Below are 20,642 nucleotides of genomic sequence, written 5' to 3'. Positions count from 1 at the left end.
AGTTGTTGATCGAACATATGTTCGCTACAGTATCTGCATGACCCGAGAGGTGCGGTTGGCCACGGCCGCCGAAGACGAACTGATGGGCCTCGATGTCGACGCTGTCGAGCGGCGCCTTTCGTCGTGCCGCAGGGCCAAGGCCCGGCTGGGCGGCTATGAGGCCACGCTCGTTCGCGTTCTGGGTCTCTTGCGAGAACAAGCGCGGGCCGGCCGGTCAGACGACGTCGAGCCCGAACCTGGTCCTGTCCCCGCCGACGGCTGCGGTGAAGAACCGGATGAGCCAGATCAGCCGGCCCCCGAACCTTCCCGACGCGAGCAATTCGCGCAGCAGGAGCGGGCGAAGCGTCTGGCCCAATACCCGATGGTGGCCGAGGCTCTCGATGCGGGCCTCATCAACATCGAGCAGGCCGATCTTCTCACGCGGGCCGATCTTCCTGCCGAGGCCTTAGCCGAACTACTCGCGCAAGCGATCGATGCCGGGTCTACCGACGCCACCCGCGAACTGGTTAGGGCTGCACAGCGCGAACACGACAGGTTGTCACCCGAGGCCCGGCTGGCGCGTCAACGCAGCCTGCGTCTGGCCAGCTGGGGCATTGACGATGAAGGTTGCTACTGGTTCCACCTCAAGACCGACCCCATCACCGGCTCACAGATCGCTGAACGCCTCCAACGAGAGGAGCGCGGCGAGTGGCAACGTGGCGACAAGACCGCCAAGCGCAGACGCGCGAGGGGGCGCACCGCCGGGCGCATTTCCCCAGATCTGCGGTCGGCCTCGCAGCGCCGGGCAGACGCTTTGACCCATCTGCTGCTCGACCCTCGGCCGGGCAAGTCCGGGGGCGCCCACCTGATACTCGACGCCAGCGGTCCGAGCGGCTCGGTATCGGCACGAACCCTCGCCGGCGACCCGGTTTCAATCGTCGAATGGTTCGAGCACTTCGATCGGGGGGCCGAGCTCTACCTATGGCTGCTCGATACCGATCACCGCAGCCTCGATCTCGGGCGGACATCGCGTCATGCCGACCAATACCAACGCATGGCCATGGCGTTGCGCGATGGCGGCTGCGTCTGGAAGCACTGCGATCGTGCCGCTGCCGCTTGCGACGCCCATCACCTCGTCGAGTGGGAAGCCATGGGCACCACCGACCTGGCTTCCATGGCCCTGCTGTGCCCGCACCACCATCATCGATTGCACGACATGCGATGCCGCCTCAAGCCAGGTACGTCACCGGGCGAATGGAATCTGGTCCAGACCAGCACCCGGCAAACCATCGACACCTGGACCAACCGCAAGGCGCTGGCGGCACGGCCCGACGCCGCAGCCCGGCTTCGACAATCGACAGAAACCTCGCAAGGGCTACGGTTGCTGGCGTGACCACCTCGTTCGACTCCACCGCCCACGAAGCAGCCAACCCCAAGGATGCAACCAGCTACACGCGCGACCACAACGCGTCGGTAGCCGCCTCACTGGCGTTTCGCTCAGACGATCACGAGCTCGCCACTCGCGGGCTCATAGCCACACACCCCACAGGGGTGATCGACGGCCCGTTCGGCCCTGCGTGGGACTGTGGCGCCTACGACTTCATCAGGCAGCGCCCCGATGCACCCGACACCGTAAACCCAAGCCTTTGGCGTCAGGCCCGGCTCAACTCCGAGCATGGCTTGTTCGAGGTCGACGAGGGCCTTTGGCAGGTACGTGGTTACGACCTGTCTGTCATCTCGTTCATCGCCGGCGACACCGGCTGGCTGATCATCGATCCACTCACCAGCGCCGAGACGGCGGCCGCAGCTCTCGCCATGGCGAACGAGCATCTGGGCCCGCGGCCGGTCAAGGCCATCATCTACACCCACAGCCATGTCGACCACTACGGGGGTGTGCTCGGCGTGACAACACGCGAGGCCGTTGCCGCTGGCGAGGTCGAGGTAATCGCCCCAGAGGGGTTCCTGCACGAGGTCGTCTCCGAGAACCTCATCGGTGGCACGGCGATGATGCGTCGTGGGCACTACCAGTTCGGTCCGTTCCTGACCCCGGGCGAAAAAGGGCATGTCGATGCGGGCCTGGGTCAGGCCGTGCCCAAGGGCACCATCGGGCTGATCGCTCCCACCATCGACATCAGCCACACCGGCCAGGAGCTAGTCGTCGACGGCATCCGCATCGTGTTCCAGAGCACGCCCGATGCCGAAGCCCCGGCCGAGATGAACTTCTACTTCCCCGACCATCGGTGGCTGTGCACGGCCGAGAACTGCACCCACACCATGCACAACCTCATCCCATTCCGCGGAGCCCAGGCCCGCAACTCGCTTGCCTGGGCCAAGTACGTCCAAGAGGCGATCGACATGTGGGGTGCCGAGGCCAAGCTGGTGTTCGCATCACATCACTGGCCTCGCTGGGGCAACGACGAGGTGGTCGAGTTCTTGACCCGTCAGCGCGACATGTACCGGTGGGTCCACGACCAGACCATGCGTTATGCGGCCAAGGGCTATGTGGCCAACGAGATCGCCGAAGAGCTCGAGATGCCCGACGAGTTCATGGACGAGGGCCATACGCGGGGCTACTACGGCTCGCTCGTGCACAACGTCAAGGCCGTCTACCAGTTCTATCTGAGCTGGTACGACGCAAACCCCGCTCACCTCTGGCCACACCCACCGGTCGAGGCCGGCAAGCGCTACGTCGAGTGCATGGGCGGTGCGCAGCGGGTGCTCGAAATGGCTCGCACCTATTTTGATCAGGGCGACTATCGCTGGGTGGCCGAGATGGTCAATCACCTGGTCTTCGCCGACCCCGACAATGCCGAGGCCAGGTCGCTTCAGGCCGACACCCTCGAACAGTTGGGCTATCAGGCCGAGTCGTCGACGTGGCGAAACGCATATCTCACCGGCGCCATGGAGTTGCGGCAAGGGCCCCCTCCGAGCCGGGTGGCCCACCGACCCCACCTGGTGCAGGCGATCACCCTCGCCCAACTGGTCGACACCATGGCCATCAGACTCCAGTCAGAGAACGTGGGTGGGGTGTCAGTGGCGGTGCGGGTCGAACTCACCGACTCGGGCGAGTCAGGCACCATTCTCATCTCTCGGCGGTCCATGCACTTCCGCCCCGGTGCCAGCGAGCAAGCCGACGCCACGATCCGAACCGACAAGCTGACGTTTGCGATGTTGGGCACCATGGCCCAGACCTTTGACCAGGCCGTGGCGGCTGGCAGCGTCCAGGTCGACGATGCCGAGGCCGCGGCTGTCGTGTTCGCCCACCTCGATACCAACACCACCGGGTTCCCGATCGTCACGCCATGAACCGGTCGCGGGCGCTGATCCTGGGAGGTGTGTCGTGGAACACCATCGTCCATCTCGATCAGCTGCCGCAGCCGGGCGACCCCACGGTGTTCGCCAGGTCCAGCTACGAGGCCCTGGGTGGTACCGGCGCGGGCAAGGCGCTGAACCTGGCTCGGCTGGGCTGGGCTTGCGAGCTGTGGGCCGGGCTGGGCGATGACCGTGCCGCGATCCTGGCTGTTGACGAGCTCCGCGCCACAGGCGGATCAGGGGTCGAGTCGGGCGAGATCACAGTCAGGCGACTGAGCGACCCAGGCGGCACCGAGAAGCACCTCAACCTGATGGTCGGCGGGCAGCGCACATCGATCTACCTGAACGCGTCTTCGGCTCGCCTCGATTTCGATCGAGACGAGCTGGCGCGCAGCGTGCACGGGGCCGATCTGGTCGTGCTGAACATCCTGGCCCACTGTGCCGACTTCATCCCGGTGATCTCGGAGGTAGCCGATGCGCGCGGCAACAGCTTCGAGACCTGGGTCGACCTGCACGTCTGGGACGGCCGAGCCGATCACCATCGCCCGTTCCTCGCGGCCGCGTCGAGCGTCCAGCTCTCCAGCGATCGCCTGGCCCGGTGGCGAGACCTGGGCCGTTCTCTCGTCGAATCGGGCAAACGAACGGTCATCGTCACCCACGCAGACGCGGGCGCGTCTGCGATCGATTCGCGGGGTGTGTGGGTCGATGTCGATGCCGTTGCCGCAACGGTGATCGACACCAACGGTGCGGGCGATGCGTTCTTCAGTGGTTTCGTCGAGGCCGCCCGGCGCGGAGCCGATCTCGACCAGGCGCTCCAAAGCGCCGCTGCCATCGCGGCACAGGCTGTCGGTTCTAGGCACCTGGCTCCAGACCCTCATCCGCCTGCGGACCCGCACATCCGCGACGATGGCCACGGGTAGCTTGGCGCCATGAGCGGGACCGACATTCCAGTGCGACACCAGTCGATCAACACCGCGGGCTTCTCCGACTCCGAACTGCTCGACCTGTACGACGAGCTCGTGCTGCCGCGCGCCATCGAGAACCGCATGCTCACGCTGTTGAGGCAGGGCAAGCAGTCGAAGTGGGTCTCGGGGATCGGTCAAGAGGCGGTGTCTGTGGGTGTGGTCCACGCCCTGCGCGAAGACGACTGGGTATTGCCCATGCATCGCAACCTCGGTGTGTGGACCACCCGCGATGTCGACCTCGACCGATTGCTGTTGCAGCTGCTGGGCAAGGCGGGGGGCTTCACCAACGGCCGCGACCGCACCTTCCACTTCGGCACCCTCGACGACCACATCGTGGGCATGATCAGCCACCTGGGCGCAACGATGCCCGTTGCCGATGGGCTGGCGCTTGCAGCCCAGCTCGACGGCACGGGTCAGATCGCAGTTTCGTTCGCCGGCGATGGTGGCACCAGCGAGGGCGACTTCCACGAGGCTTTGAACCTGGCGGCGGTCTGGAAGCTGCCGGTGGTGTTTGCCATCGAGAACAACGGGTACGGCCTGTCGACCCCCACCGACCAGCAGTACGCGTGTGAGCACTTGGTGCACAGGGCGGTTGGGTACGGCATGGCCGGCGAGCTGGTCGACGGAAACGACGTGTGCGCTGTGGTCGAAGCCACCCGTCGCGCCGCCCGCCGAGCCCGCAGCGGCGAAGGTCCCACCCTCATCGAGTTCGTGACCTTCCGCATGAGGGGTCACGAGGAGGCATCGGGCACCGGGTATGTGCCGGCCGAGCTGTTCGAGACATGGTCCAGACTCGACCCGATCGACAGGCTGCACCGAGCCATCATCGATCGAGGTGCCGCCGATGACGACCAGCTCCAGCAGCGCAGCAAAGCCATCAGCGCGGCCCTCGAACCCCGCTTCGACGTTGCGCTGGCGGCTCCCGAGCCGTCGTCGACCGCCGAGCGGGAGCTAGCCGACGTTCATCCGCCGACATCAACCAGGGTCGAGGAGCAGACAAACGCCCGCATCGTCGATATGCGTTACCTCGATGCCATCACCGATGCGCTCGACGCGGCCATGGAGGCCGATCCTCGGGTGCTGCTGATGGGTCAAGACATCGCCCAATACGGCGGAGCGTTCAAGGCGACCGAAGGCCTCTTCGACCGCTATGGCGCCGATCGGGTGCGAAACACACCCATCATCGAGTCTGGGGCCATCGGGGCCGGCATGGGCCTGGCCCTGGCCGGGTGGCGGCCGGTGGTCGAGATGCAGTTCGGCGATTTCATCTCGGTGGGGTTCAACCAGATCGTCAACAACCTGGCGACCACCTACTACAGGTGGGGCGCAAGGGTGCCAATGGTCATTAGGGCCCCCATCGGGGGCGGCATCGGCGCCGGGCCGTTCCATTCGCAGAACATCGAGGGCTGGTTCACTCACGTGGCCGGTCTCAAGGTCGTGGCTCCGGCCACACCTGCTGATGCACGCGACCTGTTGTTGGCAGCCATCGCCGACGACGGGCCGGTGCTGTTCCTCGAACACAAACGCCTCTACAGATCACAAACCGGCCCTGTCGACGTCGCCTCGACCGGCACCGATCTGGGGCGGGCCCGAGTGGCTCGGCCCGGGCAAGACGTCACGGTGGTGACCTACGGCGGCATGGTCGGCCAATGCCTGGACACCGCCGATGCGCTTGCCGCCGAGGGTGTCGAGGTGGAGGTGATCGACCTTCGAAGCCTGGTGCCCTGGGACCAGGACACTGTGCTCGGATCAGTGCGGCGCACCGGCCGTTGCCTGGTGGTGCACGAGGCCCCCACCACCGGAGGATTCGGTGGTGAGGTCGCCGCCGTCGTGGCCGACCGGGCGTTCTACGACCTCGACGCTCCGGTGCGCCGACTGGGGGCGCTCGACACGCCTATCCCGTTCGCCAAGGCGCTCGAGCAGGTCCACTCCCCCGCAACCCGGGTCAGGCAGGCGTTGATCGAATTGGTGCAGGCGTGACCGACCCTTCGACACAGCGCGCAAGCTGTTAACGCATCGTTTACGCGAGGCCCGGACAATGCCCCCGACCAAGGGTCGCGTGGGCGGGGCAAACGGTGGAGCCCCGCCCGTGTCTCGTCAACTGGCCGTGAACCTCGGCGCTCGGCGGTCGGCCATGGCTGCGACGCCTTCCTTCCAGTCGTTCGTGCCACGCAGGCGATCTTGTTCGGCCTTCTCGCGGTCGGTCGCCGACCGTATTGCCTGGGCCAAATCGCCTCGCATGGTTTCGCGGATGCTCTCGACGGCGAGCGGTGCCGAGCCGGCGATCTCCGCGGCCAACTCGTGTGCCGCGCTGCGCACCATCTCCAGCGGCACCAGCCGGTCGAGCAGGCCAATCTGCAGAGCCTCGTCGCCCTTCAGACGACGCCCGGTGTACAGCATCTCGAGCGCTCTTTGCTGACCCACCAGCCGCGGAAGTGTGACGGTGAGGCCAAAGCCGTGATGAAAACCCAGGCGGGCGAAGTTGGCCGCAAACCGTGCCTCGGGCGCTCCGACGCGGAAATCGGGCATCAAGGCCAAGCCCAGCCCACCGCCGATGGCGGCACCCTGAACGGCCGCAACAACCGGCGTGCGGGTCGAGAACAACCGCACCGCCTCGTCGTAAAGGTGCCTGCCGTCGCTGCTGTTCTCGCTGCGGCGCTCACCGTCGGAGCCGAAGTTGGCACCGGCGCAGAAGTGCTTGCCCTCCGAGCACAAGACGATGGCCCTACACGCCACATCGGCATCCAGATCCTCGAACGCCGCGGACAGCGAATCGATCAGCGCGATGTCGAAGAAGTTGTTGGGCGCCCGCCTGATCTCGGCGGTAGCGACGAAGTCGTCACCCACGGTGACGTGCAGGTCGCCGTATTGCTTGGTGCTGATCGAACCTGATGAATCTGCCTCTGCCATGCGGCCCCCTGACGGTCGGATCTGGCCGACTCTAGTGGCGCAGTTCGTTGCGGCCCGCGGCCGGCGCCGACCTAGGGTGTGGCAATGATCGATCTGGAGCGCCAAGGCGACGTCTACGTACTGACCATGACGGCGGGCGAGAACCGCTGGAACACCACCTTCGCCCGGGCCATCGATGCTGCCCTGGACGAGATCGAGGCCAGCAGCGGGCCAGCAGCTCTGGTGACCTGCTCGGCCGATCCGAAGTTCTTCTCCAACGGCCTCGACCTGGCTTGGGTGCAGGACCCAGATGCCCACCCCGAGGGCGGCGACCGTGCGGTGTTCGGCGTCGAGTTCATGGCCTTGATGGGCCGCCTGATAACCCTGCCCGTGCCCACGGTCGCAGCGGTCAACGGTCACGGTTTCGGGGCCGGGTTCATGCTGGCGCTGACCCACGATGTCAGGCTCATGCGCTCGGACCGCGGTTATCTGTGCGCCAACGAGCTGGCGATCGGCCTGACCGTCCCCGAACCCGAGGTTGCGCTGTTTCGGCACAAGATGTCGGCCTCGGCGTTCAACAAGACCGTGCTGTTGGCGCACCGCTGGGGCGCGGCCGAGGCGGTCGATGCCGGCATTGTCGAGGCCGCCGTGGGTGTCGACGACCTGCTGGGGGCCGCCATCGAGCGTGCCGCAGGCTTGGCCGGACTGGCCACCGACCGTCAGCGCTACGGATGGCAAAAAGAGGTCGTCTACGGCCAGAACTCGGTGCTGAACGCACCCCACGGTGCCGCCCACATCCTGAAGAACTCCAGAGAGTTCATCGGCGGCGCTTGAGACCAAGCACCCGTCGCCGACGTTTTGGCCATATGGGTTTCACCGGACCATCCAACGACGCGGCCGCCCCGGGCTTCGATCTGTGCCTTGCCGACGACGGCATCCGGGATGCCTACGACCGCGCCGTCGAGGGCCGGTGGCAACATCTCGACGAGTTCTTCGCCTCTCGCTCCGACGCATGGTTGGTGCAACAGGTGTTGGCCGACGAGGCTTCGCAGATCCAGGTGACCACGTTCGCCGACTGGGCCGAGGCGGCCCCGTCGACACTTTCGGTGACCATGATGGGGTTGCTGCAGGTCAGGGATGCCTGGAAGGTCCGTGGTGATGTGGATGACGCCAACATCGACCCGGCGGTTCAAGAGCAGTTCGTGACCCGCCTCGAGCTGGCCGAGTCGTCGTTGATGGTGGCAACCAACTTCGACCGATCCTCGCCGGTGGCGTGGGCGGCGCGTGTCATCACCGCCCGTGACCTGGGGATGGGCCTGAAGGAACTGCACACGCGTTTCGACAAGGCTCACGCTCTGGATCCCTTCCGCCCCGACGCGTGCTCGGACATGCTTCAGGCGCTGACAGCCAAGTGGGGCGGCAACCACGAGCTGATGTTCGACTTCGCCCGCTGGATCGAACGCGACGCTCCTGCGGACTCGCCGGCACGGGCGGCCCTTCCGATGGCCCACCTGGAGCGTGCCATCGCGCCCAGTTCGGGCGTCGGAAGCCCCGACGACGATGTGCGCCCTTCGACCTACTTCAGCCGGCCCGAGGTCAACGCCGAGGTCGCAACCGCTGCCAGCTCGTTTCTGGATGCGGTGGGCGGGTCGGTCGAGCCCAGGCATCTGTTCGCGCTGAACGCCTATTTGGTTGCCCTGTTCCCGCTGGCTCCTGCGACGACCGAGCTGGTCGAACGACTCATCGGCGCCATCGCCGATCGGCCCACTCCCCTGCCGTGGCGCTACTACCGCAACGACGTGGTGTCGGGGTACCAGACGGTGTGCGCAGAGCGCCGCGAGATAGCCAGCAGGTTCGGTCAGGGGACCTGACCCCGACCAGCACCGTCAGGTGACCTGACCCCGACCAGCACCGTCAGGGGACCTGACCCCGACCAGCACCGTCAGGGGACCTGACCCAGACGCTCGCTGAGGTGGCGCACCACCAGTTCGTAGGCATCGTGGGTTGGCGATCGGTGTTGGGTGTATTCCTCGGTGAGCACCGAGTGGGCCTTGGCCGAGAAGCCATCGGGGTTGCCCTTGGAGCTGTCGATTTCGACGCCGATGAAGGCCTCCCCCAGCAGTTCGCGCAGGGCTTCGAAGCGCTCGGGCCGCACCATCGGGTCTTGTGTGAACCGCAGGCCGATTGCACAGAGCTGCCCGGCATCGGCCCGGGCTGCCACGGCCTGGCGATCGGCAGTGTTCAGGCCCAGGTCGGCGCGGCGTTTGGCGCCCAGGGGCAGGGGAAGCGAGGGCTGGCTCAGCACCGCCACGTCGACGATGGGCTCTACGGCGACGGCCAGGGCGAACCCTCCGGTGAAGCACATGCCGACCACGCCCACGCCGGTCCCACCACAGCGCCGATGGGCCTCGACCGCCAGTTGCCTGACCCACCGCACCACGGGCGAGGTCTTCTGGGTGGCAAATGCGACGAACTCCTTGGAGACACACCCCTTGATCACCGAGCCTGCGATGTAGCCGCCTGACGGTTCGCGCCCGGCCTCGCCGAACAGGTCCGGCAGCGCAACGGAGAATCCTCTGTGGACCAGGCGCCGGGCAAAGTCGGCAACGGAGGGCGTGATGCCGGGCATCTCGGTCATGACCACCACCGCTGGTCCGTCACCGGCCCAGAACACCCGCTTGGCCGAGCCGTCGAAGGTCATCTCCTCGGCTGAGAAGTCGGTGAGGGGATCCATCGGCCTCAGTAACTCCCTTCGGTGAACTCGACGACTGCCGCGACCTTGGGCATTCGAACCGTCAGAGCCGACGTTGTCACCTCGTAATACAGGCCTTGAGGACCCGTGACATCCCACATCCGGGGCTCGACCCCCACTATGCGAAAGAAGAACTTGCGTTGAGGGTCGGGGTCGTCGACATCGAATTGCAGCCTGAACCCGCCTGGCCCTGCGACCAGGCTGGTGAGGCGCACACCCGGCTCGTCGAGGTCGGCCACGCCCACCCTGGCGTCACCTGCAGGGCTGGTTCCATAGGCCGTCATGTCGCCCGACGATACTCTCGATGCAATGACGAACATGCTTGAAGGTCTGCGCATCGTCGAAGGTTCGGCTTTCGTCGCCGCGCCGTTGGGGGGCATGACGTTGGCCCAGTTGGGGGCCGATGTCATCAGATTCGACGCCATCGGCGGCGGTCTCGACTATCAGCGCTGGCCGGTCACAGACGAAGGGGTCAGCCTGTTCTGGGCCGGTCTCAACAAGGGAAAACGTTCCATACAGGTCGACCTGCGCACGGCGCAGGGCCGCGAGCTGGTGGTCGAGCTGATCACCGCCCCGGGCGACGAGGCCGGCATCTTCTTGTCGAACTTCCCCGAGAGCGGATGGTTGTCTTATGACGCCCTGCGATCGCACCGCGACGACCTCATCTACATGAACATCATCGGCAACCCCGATGAGTCGACGGCGGTCGACTACACCGTGAACCCGTCGTCTGGGTTCGCCATGGCCACCGGCCCCTCTGGCACCACGATGCCGACCAACCATGTGCTCCCGGCGAGGGACGTTCCCACCGGCTTCACCGCCGCGCTGGGTTTGCTGGCGGCCGAGCGCTACCGGCAACGCACCGGTCAGGGTCAGCTGGCCAAGATCTCGCTGACCGACGTGGCGTTCGCGATGGTCGCAAACCTGGGTTATATGGCCCAGGCCCAACTGACCAAACGCGACCGGGTGCCGGTTGGCAACGACCTGTACGGCGCGTTCGGGCGAGATTTCGCCACTGCCGATGGCCGCCGGGTGATGGTGGTGGCCATCAGCGGGCGCCAGTGGCGCAGCCTGGCCGAGGCCACCGAGATCGTCGACCACCTGCCGGTAATCGAACAGGCCCTGGGCGTCGACCTCAGCAAGGAGGGCGACCGCTGGGACGCCCGCGACGCCATCTCGGCGTTCATCGCCCCGTTCATCTCGCGGCACACGCTCGACGAGCTTCGCGACATCTTCGACTCGAAGGGTGTTTGCTGGGGCCCGTACCAGACCTTCGTGCAGTTGGTAAACGAAGATCCGCGCTGCAGCATCGAAAACCCGATGTTCTCCAAGATCGACCAGCCCGGCGTGGGGCGCATCCTGGCACCGGGCACACCGCTGTCGTTCTCGGGTGTCGAACGCACCAAGCCCGCGCCCGCGCCCAGGTTGGGCGAACACACAGACGAGATACTGCACGACATCCTCGGACTGTCCGGAGCCGAGGTCGGCAAGCTCCACGACACGGGTGTGGTTGCCGGGCCGGCCGACTAGCACCACAATCGTGGTCATGAGCGTGAAGGTGAACGGCATCCACCACCTGGCGATTTGCACCAGCGACATCAAGGCCCAGATCGAGTACTTCAGCGATGTGCTGGGTGCCGAGCTGGTCGCGTTGTACTGGATGCACGGGGTCGACGGGGCGTGGCACGGCTTCATGAAGCTCAACGATCATTCGTATGTGGCGTTCGTTCAGACCGCAGAGATCGGCGAAATCGAACCCCAACCGGGGGTCAGCCACGCCGGTTGGGCCGGTGGCCCATCGGCGGGCGGGACCATGCAGCACGTGGCCTTCAACGTCGACACCGACGACGACCTGTTGACGCTTCGCGATCGCGTCCGGTCGAGTGGTATCAACATCTACGGACCGATCGACCACGGCATGTGCAAGTCGATGTACTTCGCCGGTCTCGAGGGACTGGTCCTCGAGATAGCGACATCCAGTGAAGCCATCGACCACAGAGCCTGGATCGACCCCGAGGTTGTCGAACTCGCCGGCATCTCGCCCGCCGAGCTGGATCGCTTCGTGAATCCGGCGGCCTTCGAGGGCCAAGGCGGGTCGGTCGCCCAGCCCCAGTACGACCCAGACAAACCGCACCCGACAGGTATGCCCCTCGAGCGCTACCTGCGAACCCTGGCCGTTCCAGACGACGTCATATCGGCCCCCACCGAGTATTCGAAGCCGCCCGTGGCGGTCAGTGCTTCTGACGGCTGAGCCTGAGGATCTTCAGGTTCAACACCACGAACCGCCACGCCTGCACGACCAGGTTCCGCCGACGGTCGAACTCGCGATCTGTTGGCAGCGCCGTCGCCTCGATCGAAGCGTTGTATTCGTCGGTTGCACGATCCATCGACTCACTCCGGGATCAGCCACCAGCCCGGACGGGCCTTGGCCTTGTAGATGAACATGGTGTGAAGCAGCCGCTTGAGCCAGTGGCCGGCCAGCCCCACTTCGCCGAATGTCGATTTGGCGTCTCGACCTGTGGCTCCGAAGCGTTCGGTGTCGGGGACGATGGGGGTCATCGTGATGGTTGCCGCGGCTCCGTGCCTCAACCCGGCGCCGATGGAGGCGATACACGCCGCGCCCATCTTGGCCATCGACGCGGTGTGGGCGGCGGCCGACGGGTCGGATTTGTGGATGCGATCGGCGATGGTCTTGGCGACCGTGTGACCCTGCACACCCGAGGGCATGCCAGTGCGAGGTGGCGCAGGCGCCACCGGCGCGCCGCTTGGTGTGGTGTATGGCCTGGATATGGCGTGGGGAGGAGCGAAGGCGATGCCTACCCCGAACACATTCGGGAAGCCCGGGCTTTCGTAGGTGTTCGGCCAATCGCGTGCCGACCATTGTTCGTAGGGTTTGTTCGAATAGTCGGCATCGACGCGCACGAAGCCATTGGGCGCAAACATCTCCGCGGTGATGTCGGAGCCGTCGCGACCGAAGGCGCTCATGGTGACCCCTCGAAATGGCGGCAGCAGCATCGCGAAGTCGAATGGCTGCGAGTCGACGGTGCCGTCGATCTGCTCATAGTTGACGACGCCGGGTTCGACCGAGGTGACATGTGCCTGGTGAATCACCCTGATTCCGCGCTCGTGGAACAGGCTCTTCATCCAATCCTCGCTGGTCAGCGTCTGGCCTTGCTTCTCGAACACCATCCCGCCCACCCCAAAGTCGCCGAGTTCGTGCTCGTTGGTCAGATAGACAACGTCGGCCAACTCGCGCACCCCGTTCTCGCGCAGCACGTGGTCGACGTTGAAGACGTACTCGAACGCGGCTCCCTCACAGGTGCACGCACCGTGGCCCATGCCGACCACCAGCGTCTGCGGCTGACCCTGCTTCATCCGCTTGATCGTCGCCGACAGCTTCGTTGCGGCCTGGGTTGCGTGGTCTGCGCTGCACACCGACACCGAGTTGTGGTCGGGGCCCAGACCCGGAGTCAGGTCGAAGCGCAACTGCGGGCCGGTGGCAATGACGAGAAAGTCGTAGGCCACCTGGGCGCTCTGCCCGCGGTGATCACTTGCGGTGTAGGCGATGTCGACGTGTGGTGCAGCGATGCGTTCCGAGCCTGCTGGCCAGACCGCCACCGCTTTGGCCTGATGGAACTCGATTCCTTTGCGCCGATAGACCGGCTCGAGTGCGAACACCACGTCCTTGGCCTTCATCTTGTCGACGCCGACCCAGATGTTCGAGGGAATCCAGTTCCATCGGCTGTTGGGCGAAACCACGATCACGTCGTGTTGTGACCCCAGCATCCGCTTCAGATGCAATGCTGCGGTGTGCCCGGCGACTCCGGCCCCTAGTACGACGACCCTGGCCATGTGCACCTCCACACGGCAGGCGCCTCGACCCTTAAGGCACCTAGCCGGTCAGTGCGAGCATCGCAGCTCGGGCTGGCCGGTGTCAGGGCCGAAGGTCAGCTTTGGTCGAGTCGAGGCCGTTCAGCAGCATCTGTTCTGCCACCTCGACCTGCACCGGCTGGCTGAACAGGAAACCCTGGCCCAGGTCGACGCCAAACCCCATCAGGGCCTCCAGTTGCGTCGAGGTCTCGACGCCTTCGGCCACGACATAGAGGCCCAACTCGTGACCCAGCTTGGTCACCGATGACACGATCGTCGGATCGGTCAGCTCGTCGCCTCCGCCCGAGCTGACAAACGCCCGGTCGATCTTCAACACGTCGACCGGCAGATGCCTCAGGTATCGCAGCGACGAGTACCCGGTACCGAAGTCGTCGATGGCGATCTTGACGCCGAAGCGTTGCAGGGCCTGCAGTTGGTCCGACACAACGCTGGCATCCTCGATCAGAACGCCTTCGGTGACCTCCAGCGTCAGGCCCGAAGCCACAGCACCCGCATTGTCGATGGCGGCGCGGACCCGATCGGCAAAGCCCGGTTCGACCAGTTCGCGGCCCGAAACGTTGACGCTGACCCGCACCCGCTCGTCGAGTTTCTGCCAATGCGCAAGGCGCCTCGCGCCCTCGGCGATGACCCAGTCGCCGAGCTCGAACACCAGGTCGGATTCCTCGGCCACGCTGACGAAGTCAGACGGTGGCACCAGGCCCACGCCAGGCCTGCGCCAGCGAAGCAGAGCCTCGAAGCTCTTTGGGGCTGTGGGGTCGCCCAGCGAAACGACCGGTTGGAACCACAGCTCGAGCTCGCCCCGGCCTGCCGCGCCCTGCAAGGCCACCTCGGTGTCGTGGCGCTGCTCGGCCCAGCTGCGGAGCTTCTCGTCGAACATGACCCATCGGCCGCCGCCGGCCCTCTTGGCCCGATACATCGCGATGTCGGCCCACTTCAGCAGGTCCTCGAACGTCGAGCCTGGCTGCGGCACGGCCATACCGACGCTGGCAGATACGCGGGCGGTGGCGACGCCCAGTTGAATCGGGTGGCCCAGCGCCTCCAGAATCCGGTCGGCGACCAGTTCTGCACGCTCGATATCTGTGTCTTCGAGCAAGATGACGAACTCATCGCCGCCGAGGCGAGCGATCATGTCGCTGGCCCGCAGGCGCGCAGCGAGACGCCTCGCTACCGCGCAGATCAGACGGTCGCCGGCCGAGTGGCCCAGGCTCTCGTTGACCACCTTGAACCTGTCGAGGTCGACCACGAGCACCGCAGCGGGCTCGGCCGTCTGGGTTGCACGGCTCAGGGCCGCTTCCAGGCGGTCGATGAAGGCCACACGGTTCGGCAGGCCCGTCAGCTCGTCGTGGGTGGCGTCGTGGTACAGCTTCACCGCGTTCGCATGACGCTCGACGGCCATCACCGCCAGCCTTCCGGCCATCTCGGTGAGCGAGTCGAGGTCGGCGACCGGCGCTGCATGGTCTGCGAACCGCCACTCCAAAGCCAAGAAAAGGTCGTCTTGCAGCTCCGGGGACAGATCGACTGAACCGTCTGCCAGATCGGACAGGTCTCGTCTCGACCTGACGAACCGGAACTGGGTGTCCTTTGCGAAGTTGGCGATGCTGAACTCGAGATGCCCCAATACCTGATCGACAGGGATGCCCCTGACGATCATCGCCAACGCCTCGTTCTGGATCTTGTTGATGGCCTCGGCCCTGACCCGATCGGACACGTCGCTGATGGTTCCGGCCACGTAGCTTCGGCCGTTCTCGTCTTCGCTGCCCCTGGCACTCACCACCACGGTCAGCTCGCCACCGTCGACGCGCAACAGACGGGCTCGCTCGACGACCTGGTTCGACGAGGTCGCCATCGCTGTCATCATGGCTTGTTCGATGCGGTCGTGATCGTCGGGGTGGAACGAAGCCAGCACCGAACGGCCGAGCGCATGGCGGTGAACGTCGCCTGTCAGGTGAACCCAGGCCTGGTTCAACAACGAGAAGCGTCCCCTGCCGTCGCAACGCCACACGACCTCGCCCACGTCGTCGACGACCTCGCGGTATCGGCTCTCGAGCCTCAGCGAGGCCTCCCTCATCTGCTCGTATCGATGGTTCTGATCGTCGAGGCTGGCCTTGGCCGAGCGATAGTTGGCAACCAGCATTCGCCTGACCGAGATGATCAGCATCACGACCAGGAGGCTCATCACCACAGACGAGAACCACTGGACCTGGCGCCACATATCCATGGTGTTCTCGAGCTGGTGAACTAGAACGAAGTTCTCGCTCTCGGTCAGGTCGAAGAGGCGCATCACGTTGCCGACCGTTTGGTCGATCTGGTCGTTGACCCGTTCTTGGTGCTCGGACCGCTCGGGAGATGGGGCCTCGGCGACCAGCACGTCGAGGGCGGCGATGCTGTCGACCACTGCCACGAACCTCAACTGGAACAGCTCGTCGTCGATCGCCTCGCTCTCGATCACCCTCAGCTGACGCTCTACCAGGGCCCTGCTGAGCTCGACCTCTTCGATGTCGGCCTCGGAATCGACGAACTCGTGGACCTTTATCGCGTGGTTCAGGACCTCTCGCTGCAACGATGCAACGTTGCCGCTGACCAACTGGAGCTGACGGTTGAGAGCTGCGGTGTGAGTCTCGACCTCCTGGCCAGTCCTCAGGTTGACGAGGGCCAGCGTGATGATAAGGCCCAGCAGCATCAAGATGAGAGCGATCTGGGGTCGGGTCGGGCGCAGGTGGTAATCGAAAGTCGACCGACCGCCCTCGCTGCGCGCGTCAGTGGTGATGTGCTGGCTCACCTGCTGTTCACCTCGATCCGGTCGAGGCTCCAGATCCACTGATTGGTGTCGCGTCCCAGCGGACCGTCCAGGTTGGTGAACACCACCCGCACAGGCCCGCCGTCGGCGATATCGATCAGGTCGTTGTCTTGGCGGATCGCCAGCCAGGCGCGGTCGTCGAGCAACTCGGCACCGGTGAAGTAGACCTCATAGTTGTCCAGCGCTCGCCAGGTGAGGGCATCGTCAGGTCCTATTCCGGCGGCGGCCAACACCACCACCAAGGGCACAGCATCGAGCGAGAGCGAACGGTTCACGAACGGGTCGTCGACCACGATGGACTGGGCGCCCAGAGCTTCCAGCGCTTGCACGTCGAACTCGGTCAAGACCCCGTCGTCGGCCACGGTCAACACGACGTCGCCGCTGGGGACGGCCACCGGTTGTGCGTGTGGCCAAGTGGCGCCATCGTCGCTGCCGCTGGCGACGGAGGTACAGCCCGCCATGAAGAGCGCGCAGACGAACGCCAAGCTCGACGCCACGCGCCGCATCGTCTCGTCACGCTTGTTTCGTGCCGCACCTGCCACAGTTATCCGATCGGCAGCCGGCCGGCGGATTGTGAGCCAACTGGCTAAGTGTCCTTGCGTTCGATTTCGCCGGACAGAGCGTCGATTTCGGCACCGACCAGAACAGACAACGCGGACAGGTACAGCCACACGAGCAGAGCAGCCACAGCACCCAGGCTGGTGAAGGTCGAGTCCATGCGGTCGATGTTGTCGTAGGCCAGGGTCAGCCCATAGGTGCTGAGCACCCACATCACGGTGCCGGCCATGGCCCCGTGACTGATGACGAGAACCCCATCCAGCGAACCCACCACCGAGCGATACAGCAGAGCGATGGCCAGGCACGAGATGACCACGGCGACAGGCCAGCGCATCACCGACAAGGCGGTGTGGAGGGTTTCGCCCGCCGACGATGCCTCCAACACCGGCGGCAGCACGACCACGAGCCAGATGAGCGCTGCGGTGGCCAGCACCGACAGCGCGCTGAGTCGCAGCGCGAACAGGCGCCCCATGAGCCAGTTGTGTGGGCTGTCCATGTCGTGGGCCACCCGTATGGCGATGACGATCGAGTTGACGACGCTCGACACGGCATAGGCAGCTCCCAGCAGGCCCAAGGCCAGACCGATCGAGATCTTGGCACTGCCGATAGCCGTGACACTCTGCAGTTCGCTGACGATCAGGGCGCGCGCGTTGACGGGCAAAGCGCCGGCCAGCTGCGATACGTGGGCCTCTACATCGCTGGGCTCGGCGACCAGGCCATAGACGGCGACGACCACCACCATCGTCGGCACCAACCCGAGGGCGCTGGTGAAGGCAACACCCGACGCCAGCAGCATCGTGTGATGGCGCGACATCCGGTTGAACATCGCGACTGTGAACCGCCATGGGTTGGGGAACCGTCGCACTGGATTCGATTGTGCCATTTGTGGCACCCGATGATGTTGTGCCATCCCCGTCGGGTGCAACCGCTCGGACCAGCCGATTCGGCGGCCAACCGCGCCATCGGGTGGAATGGCCGGGTGGACAGCACGATCGACCAAGACCGGCATCGGATCACCAGGTTCATAGACCTTCCAGAGAACGACCTGACGGTCAAACCCCACCTGGACGCCATCGAACAGCAGACGCAGGATGCCGATCGCACCCGAGTGCTCGATGCCCGGGTGATAGCAGACATCCGTGACGGCGAGTTCCTGAAGATGCCGGCCAGCCGCGAGATAGGCGGCACCGAACAGTCGATCGTGCGCATAGGCAGGGAGCTGGGCGCCGTTGCCTATCGATGCCCGAGCCTGGCCTGGGTTCTGTGGAACCATCAGGCCGTATTCCACTTGTTTGCCGGGGCTCTGGGCCCCGAACGAGCCGACCTATTGACCCATCTGGTGGCCACCAAGTCGTGGGTCTCGTTTCCCGCCGGAGCCGGATCTGGCGTCCACGGCCGGCTGGCGGGCGATTCGGTGGTGTTGAACGGGCAAGGCACCTTCAGTCACCGGCGCCCGCTACGGCGACTATTGCGGCGTCGTGTTCGCCGTGGAGGGCCCTGACGGAACTCCAAGACGACCCCTGGATCTGAGATTCAGCCTGGTTGCCAACGACCGCGAGGGCGTCACCATCGATCACAGCTGGGACGGTGCCGGACTGCGAGCCTCGGCCACCGACACGATCCACTATCGCGATGTCGAGATCGACGTGGCCAACTGTGTCAGCTGGTTCGGGGCCAACCGCGCCGAGAGCCTGCGCACCATCGACGTGGTCAATCATCGCTACCGCGAAGACTGGGTGGGCATCTCGGATCTGTGGCTTGGTTGGATGGCGCTGAACGTGGTGGCCCGCGCCGCCGCCGATGTCACCGCCGAGGCCACCACCCGAAAGGCCATCATGGGTGCCCGAATGATCGATCGACCCACCGTGCAGATCAACATCGGCAAGGCCTTGGCGCTGACCGCTGCGGCTCACGCCACCATCAAAGCCGCGTGCACCGAGGTCGACGACCGCATCGCCGGCCGGGTGGTGCCAGACACCGCCGACTACCTGCGCCAACAAGCGACGGTTTCGATGGCGGTCGACCAGCTGAGCCAAGCCATCGACCTCCTGGTCAAGGTGAAGGGGGCCAACGGCATGCGCGAAGGCGACCCGTTCGAGCGCAGGGTCCGCGATTTTCGCGCCATGCCTCTGCACATCAACGTCCACGCAGACCGCATCACCCACCAGCTCGGCCGCTATGGGCTCGGTATCGAGCTGGATGCGTTCTGACGCGTATCCTCGCCACATGGACATCTACGAAGCGCTGTACACGACCCGTGCCATGCGAAGGGTCAAGCCCGACCCCATTCCCATGGACGTCCAGGCGAAGATCCTCGACGCAGCCATCCGGGCCCCATCGGGCGGCAACACCCAGGGGTGGCGCTTCATGTTGGTGGACGATCGTGCGATCCTGTCGCAGCTGGGTCCGATTTACCGAGAGTGCATCGACACGCTGTGGGAGACGATCTACAAGGATCGCCGCGAGGCGGCCCGAGCCAACCCGGACGACCCCGAGAGCAAGGCCACCAACGCCATGGTGTCCTCGGTCGAGCATGCCGCCGACAACTTCGGCGACTATCCGCTGATGCTGTTCGCGTTCAACCGCGGCGACCGCAGCGGCGGATCGATCTTCCCATCGATCTGGAGTGCAATGCTGGCAGCCAGGGCCGAGGGCGTCGGCTCGTCTCTGACCACCGTTCTGGCCTTCAAGGGCGACGTCGTGCCCAACCTTCTGGGTGTGCCCGAGGGCGAGGGTTGGAACATGGCCGCCTGTGTACCGATGGGTTACCCAACCGGCCGTTGGGGTGTGGCCAAGCGCAACCCGGTCCACGAGGTCGCCTACCGCAATGCGTGGGGTAACCCTGTCGGTTTCGAGGTCGACGAGCCGCTCTGGAAGCCATGATGGCCACATTGCTCGAGGTCTTCGCCGACATCACGTGCCCCTTCACCCACGTCGGTCTGAAGAAGGTGGTCGCCGAGGTGAACACACTCGCCAAACCGGTCGACGTCGTCGTGCGAGCCTGGCCACTCGAGTGGGTCAACGGCGAGGTGTTCGCTGCCGACGTCATGCGTGCGAAGGTCGACGCCATCGGCAACCACCTGGGCCACCAACACTTCAGCGGCTTCGACGAAGACACTTGGCCAGCCACCACCATCGCGGCCCTGAACCTCGCGGCGGCGGCTTATGCGGTGTCCAACCAGGCAGGTCTAGACGTCAGCTTGAGGTTGAGATCGGCATTGTTCGAGGATGGTCTCGACATCGCCGACCCCTCGGTGCTGGCCGATATCGCCCAGGCCACCGGCGTGCCCGCTCCCCCGGCCGAACCCACCCCCGCGGTCGAGGCCGACTTCGAGGAGGGCAAACGCCGCGGCGTACGCGGGTCGCCCGAGTTCTGGGTCGACGGCCAGGCGTTCTTTTGCCCTTCACTTCAGATCGGGCACGACGACCAGGGCCTGCTGACCGCCCAGTTCGACCCCAGAGGGCTGGACGATCTGTTGAGCGCGCTGCGTTAGGCCGG

At 65.4% G+C, this 20,642-nt stretch carries 20 protein-coding genes; 12 read left to right on the top strand and 8 right to left on the bottom strand.

The window, feature by feature from the left end; all coding sequences use genetic code 11:
* Positions 1 to 37: 37 nt before the first annotated feature.
* The 4 genes from R2770_03445 to R2770_03430 are packed head-to-tail and all read left to right on the top strand — an operon-like array spanning position 38 to position 6,236.
* Entirely contained in the window at positions 38 to 1,372 is a 1,335-nt protein-coding gene (locus R2770_03445; GenBank protein MEZ5279503.1) for a hypothetical protein, read from the top strand.
* Positions 1,369 to 3,285: an alkyl sulfatase dimerization domain-containing protein gene (locus tag R2770_03440; protein ID MEZ5279502.1), complete on the top strand. Its 1,917-nt coding sequence runs from the start codon at positions 1,369 to 1,371 to the stop codon at positions 3,283 to 3,285. Before R2770_03445 ends, R2770_03440 begins: the two co-directional genes overlap by 4 nt.
* Positions 3,282 to 4,211: a carbohydrate kinase family protein gene (locus R2770_03435; protein MEZ5279501.1), complete on the top strand. Its 930-nt coding sequence runs from the start codon at positions 3,282 to 3,284 to the stop codon at positions 4,209 to 4,211. Before R2770_03440 ends, R2770_03435 begins: the two co-directional genes overlap by 4 nt.
* A gap of 9 nt (positions 4,212 to 4,220) precedes the next feature.
* Positions 4,221 to 6,236, top strand: coding sequence for a dehydrogenase E1 component subunit alpha/beta (locus tag R2770_03430; GenBank protein ID MEZ5279500.1), 2,016 nt, complete (start codon positions 4,221 to 4,223; stop codon positions 6,234 to 6,236).
* 117 nt (positions 6,237 to 6,353) lie between these two features.
* Here the strand turns inward: R2770_03430 and R2770_03425 are convergent, their stop codons facing one another.
* The gene (locus tag R2770_03425) at positions 6,354 to 7,166 is read right to left on the bottom strand and encodes an enoyl-CoA hydratase/isomerase family protein (protein ID MEZ5279499.1); all 813 of its coding nucleotides are present in this window, start codon (positions 7,164 to 7,166) and stop codon (positions 6,354 to 6,356) included.
* A gap of 84 nt (positions 7,167 to 7,250) precedes the next feature.
* Here R2770_03425 and R2770_03420 point away from each other — a divergent pair, with 84 nt between their 5' ends.
* Together R2770_03420 and R2770_03415 are read left to right on the top strand one after the other, a co-directional pair.
* A complete protein-coding gene (locus R2770_03420) occupies positions 7,251 to 7,979 on the top strand; it encodes an enoyl-CoA hydratase-related protein (GenBank protein ID MEZ5279498.1) in 729 nt (242 codons plus the stop codon).
* A gap of 32 nt (positions 7,980 to 8,011) precedes the next feature.
* A complete protein-coding gene (locus tag R2770_03415) occupies positions 8,012 to 9,016 on the top strand; it encodes a hypothetical protein (protein MEZ5279497.1) in 1,005 nt (334 codons plus the stop codon).
* Between the two features lie 71 nt (positions 9,017 to 9,087).
* Here R2770_03415 and R2770_03410 read toward each other — a convergent pair whose 3' ends face one another.
* Together R2770_03410 and R2770_03405 are read right to left on the bottom strand one after the other, a co-directional pair.
* Positions 9,088 to 9,879 carry a dienelactone hydrolase family protein gene (locus R2770_03410; GenBank protein MEZ5279496.1) on the bottom strand — a complete coding sequence of 264 codons (792 nt, stop codon included), beginning with the start codon at positions 9,877 to 9,879 and terminating at the stop codon, positions 9,088 to 9,090.
* Between the two features lie 5 nt (positions 9,880 to 9,884).
* Entirely contained in the window at positions 9,885 to 10,181 is a 297-nt protein-coding gene (locus R2770_03405; GenBank protein MEZ5279495.1) for a hypothetical protein, read from the bottom strand.
* Between the two features lie 25 nt (positions 10,182 to 10,206).
* On the opposite strand from R2770_03405, the gene R2770_03400 reads away from it, so the two are divergent.
* Together R2770_03400 and R2770_03395 are read left to right on the top strand one after the other, a co-directional pair.
* Positions 10,207 to 11,427: a CoA transferase gene (locus R2770_03400; protein ID MEZ5279494.1), complete on the top strand. Its 1,221-nt coding sequence runs from the start codon at positions 10,207 to 10,209 to the stop codon at positions 11,425 to 11,427.
* Between the two features lie 16 nt (positions 11,428 to 11,443).
* Complete coding sequence (locus R2770_03395; protein ID MEZ5279493.1) at positions 11,444 to 12,148, top strand: VOC family protein; 705 nt, start codon at positions 11,444 to 11,446, stop codon at positions 12,146 to 12,148.
* On the opposite strand, the gene R2770_03390 is transcribed toward R2770_03395, so the two are convergent.
* The 5 genes from R2770_03390 to R2770_03370 all read right to left on the bottom strand — a co-directional run bounded on the left by R2770_03390 (position 12,129) and on the right by R2770_03370 (position 17,957).
* Entirely contained in the window at positions 12,129 to 12,284 is a 156-nt protein-coding gene (locus tag R2770_03390) for a hypothetical protein (protein ID MEZ5279492.1), read from the bottom strand. The two genes, R2770_03395 and R2770_03390, sit on opposite strands and share 20 nt — an antisense overlap.
* A gap of 4 nt (positions 12,285 to 12,288) precedes the next feature.
* Complete coding sequence (locus R2770_03385; GenBank protein MEZ5279491.1) at positions 12,289 to 13,749, bottom strand: FAD-dependent oxidoreductase; 1,461 nt, start codon at positions 13,747 to 13,749, stop codon at positions 12,289 to 12,291.
* Positions 13,750 to 13,831: 82 nt separating this feature from the next.
* Positions 13,832 to 16,567, bottom strand: a complete 2,736-nt coding sequence (locus R2770_03380; protein ID MEZ5279490.1) for an EAL domain-containing protein — start codon at positions 16,565 to 16,567, stop codon at positions 13,832 to 13,834.
* Positions 16,564 to 17,082, bottom strand: coding sequence for a hypothetical protein (locus R2770_03375; protein ID MEZ5279489.1), 519 nt, complete (start codon positions 17,080 to 17,082; stop codon positions 16,564 to 16,566). The genes R2770_03380 and R2770_03375 overlap by 4 nt, the downstream gene beginning before the upstream one ends.
* 89 nt (positions 17,083 to 17,171) lie before the next feature.
* Positions 17,172 to 17,957 (bottom strand): YihY/virulence factor BrkB family protein, encoded by a 786-nt coding sequence (locus R2770_03370; GenBank protein ID MEZ5279488.1) that lies wholly within the window; start codon positions 17,955 to 17,957, stop codon positions 17,172 to 17,174.
* Positions 17,958 to 18,122: 165 nt separating this feature from the next.
* Between R2770_03370 and R2770_03365 the strand changes: the two genes are divergently transcribed.
* From R2770_03365 to R2770_03350, 4 genes are read left to right on the top strand one after another with little or no spacing between them, the layout of a single operon-like run.
* On the top strand, positions 18,123 to 18,644 hold the full coding sequence (locus R2770_03365; protein ID MEZ5279487.1) for a hypothetical protein: 522 nt from the start codon (positions 18,123 to 18,125) through the stop codon (positions 18,642 to 18,644).
* The gene (locus R2770_03360) at positions 18,622 to 19,353 is read left to right on the top strand and encodes an acyl-CoA dehydrogenase family protein (protein MEZ5279486.1); all 732 of its coding nucleotides are present in this window, start codon (positions 18,622 to 18,624) and stop codon (positions 19,351 to 19,353) included. The genes R2770_03365 and R2770_03360 overlap by 23 nt, the downstream gene beginning before the upstream one ends.
* 16 nt (positions 19,354 to 19,369) lie before the next feature.
* Positions 19,370 to 20,026 (top strand): nitroreductase family protein, encoded by a 657-nt coding sequence (locus R2770_03355; GenBank protein ID MEZ5279485.1) that lies wholly within the window; start codon positions 19,370 to 19,372, stop codon positions 20,024 to 20,026.
* Positions 20,026 to 20,637 carry a DsbA family protein gene (locus R2770_03350; GenBank protein ID MEZ5279484.1) on the top strand — a complete coding sequence of 204 codons (612 nt, stop codon included), beginning with the start codon at positions 20,026 to 20,028 and terminating at the stop codon, positions 20,635 to 20,637. Before R2770_03355 ends, R2770_03350 begins: the two co-directional genes overlap by 1 nt.
* The last annotated feature ends 5 nt before the right edge of the window (positions 20,638 to 20,642 follow it).

The organism is Acidimicrobiales bacterium (genome assembly GCA_041394185.1).
Taxonomy (GTDB): Bacteria; Actinomycetota; Acidimicrobiia; order Acidimicrobiales; family Poriferisodalaceae; genus JAAETH01.
Note: the sequence above shows the minus strand (reverse complement) of the source record. Positions and strands in the feature narration are given on the sequence as shown.

Coding starts and splice junctions, on each gene's coding strand:
- R2770_03370 (MEZ5279488.1), bottom strand. CDS start 17,957: ATGTCGCGCCATCACACGATGCTGCTGGCGTCGGGTGTTGCCTTCACC.
- R2770_03400 (MEZ5279494.1), top strand. CDS start 10,207: ATGACGAACATGCTTGAAGGTCTGCGCATCGTCGAAGGTTCGGCTTTC.
- R2770_03385 (MEZ5279491.1), bottom strand. CDS start 13,749: ATGGCCAGGGTCGTCGTACTAGGGGCCGGAGTCGCCGGGCACACCGCA.
- R2770_03430 (MEZ5279500.1), top strand. CDS start 4,221: ATGAGCGGGACCGACATTCCAGTGCGACACCAGTCGATCAACACCGCG.
- R2770_03420 (MEZ5279498.1), top strand. CDS start 7,251: ATGATCGATCTGGAGCGCCAAGGCGACGTCTACGTACTGACCATGACG.
- R2770_03405 (MEZ5279495.1), bottom strand. CDS start 10,181: ATGACGGCCTATGGAACCAGCCCTGCAGGTGACGCCAGGGTGGGCGTG.
- R2770_03435 (MEZ5279501.1), top strand. CDS start 3,282: ATGAACCGGTCGCGGGCGCTGATCCTGGGAGGTGTGTCGTGGAACACC.
- R2770_03355 (MEZ5279485.1), top strand. CDS start 19,370: ATGGACATCTACGAAGCGCTGTACACGACCCGTGCCATGCGAAGGGTC.
- R2770_03425 (MEZ5279499.1), bottom strand. CDS start 7,166: ATGGCAGAGGCAGATTCATCAGGTTCGATCAGCACCAAGCAATACGGC.
- R2770_03350 (MEZ5279484.1), top strand. CDS start 20,026: ATGGCCACATTGCTCGAGGTCTTCGCCGACATCACGTGCCCCTTCACC.
- R2770_03445 (MEZ5279503.1), top strand. CDS start 38: ATGACCCGAGAGGTGCGGTTGGCCACGGCCGCCGAAGACGAACTGATG.
- R2770_03415 (MEZ5279497.1), top strand. CDS start 8,012: ATGGGTTTCACCGGACCATCCAACGACGCGGCCGCCCCGGGCTTCGAT.
- R2770_03395 (MEZ5279493.1), top strand. CDS start 11,444: ATGAGCGTGAAGGTGAACGGCATCCACCACCTGGCGATTTGCACCAGC.
- R2770_03410 (MEZ5279496.1), bottom strand. CDS start 9,879: ATGGATCCCCTCACCGACTTCTCAGCCGAGGAGATGACCTTCGACGGC.
- R2770_03390 (MEZ5279492.1), bottom strand. CDS start 12,284: ATGGATCGTGCAACCGACGAATACAACGCTTCGATCGAGGCGACGGCG.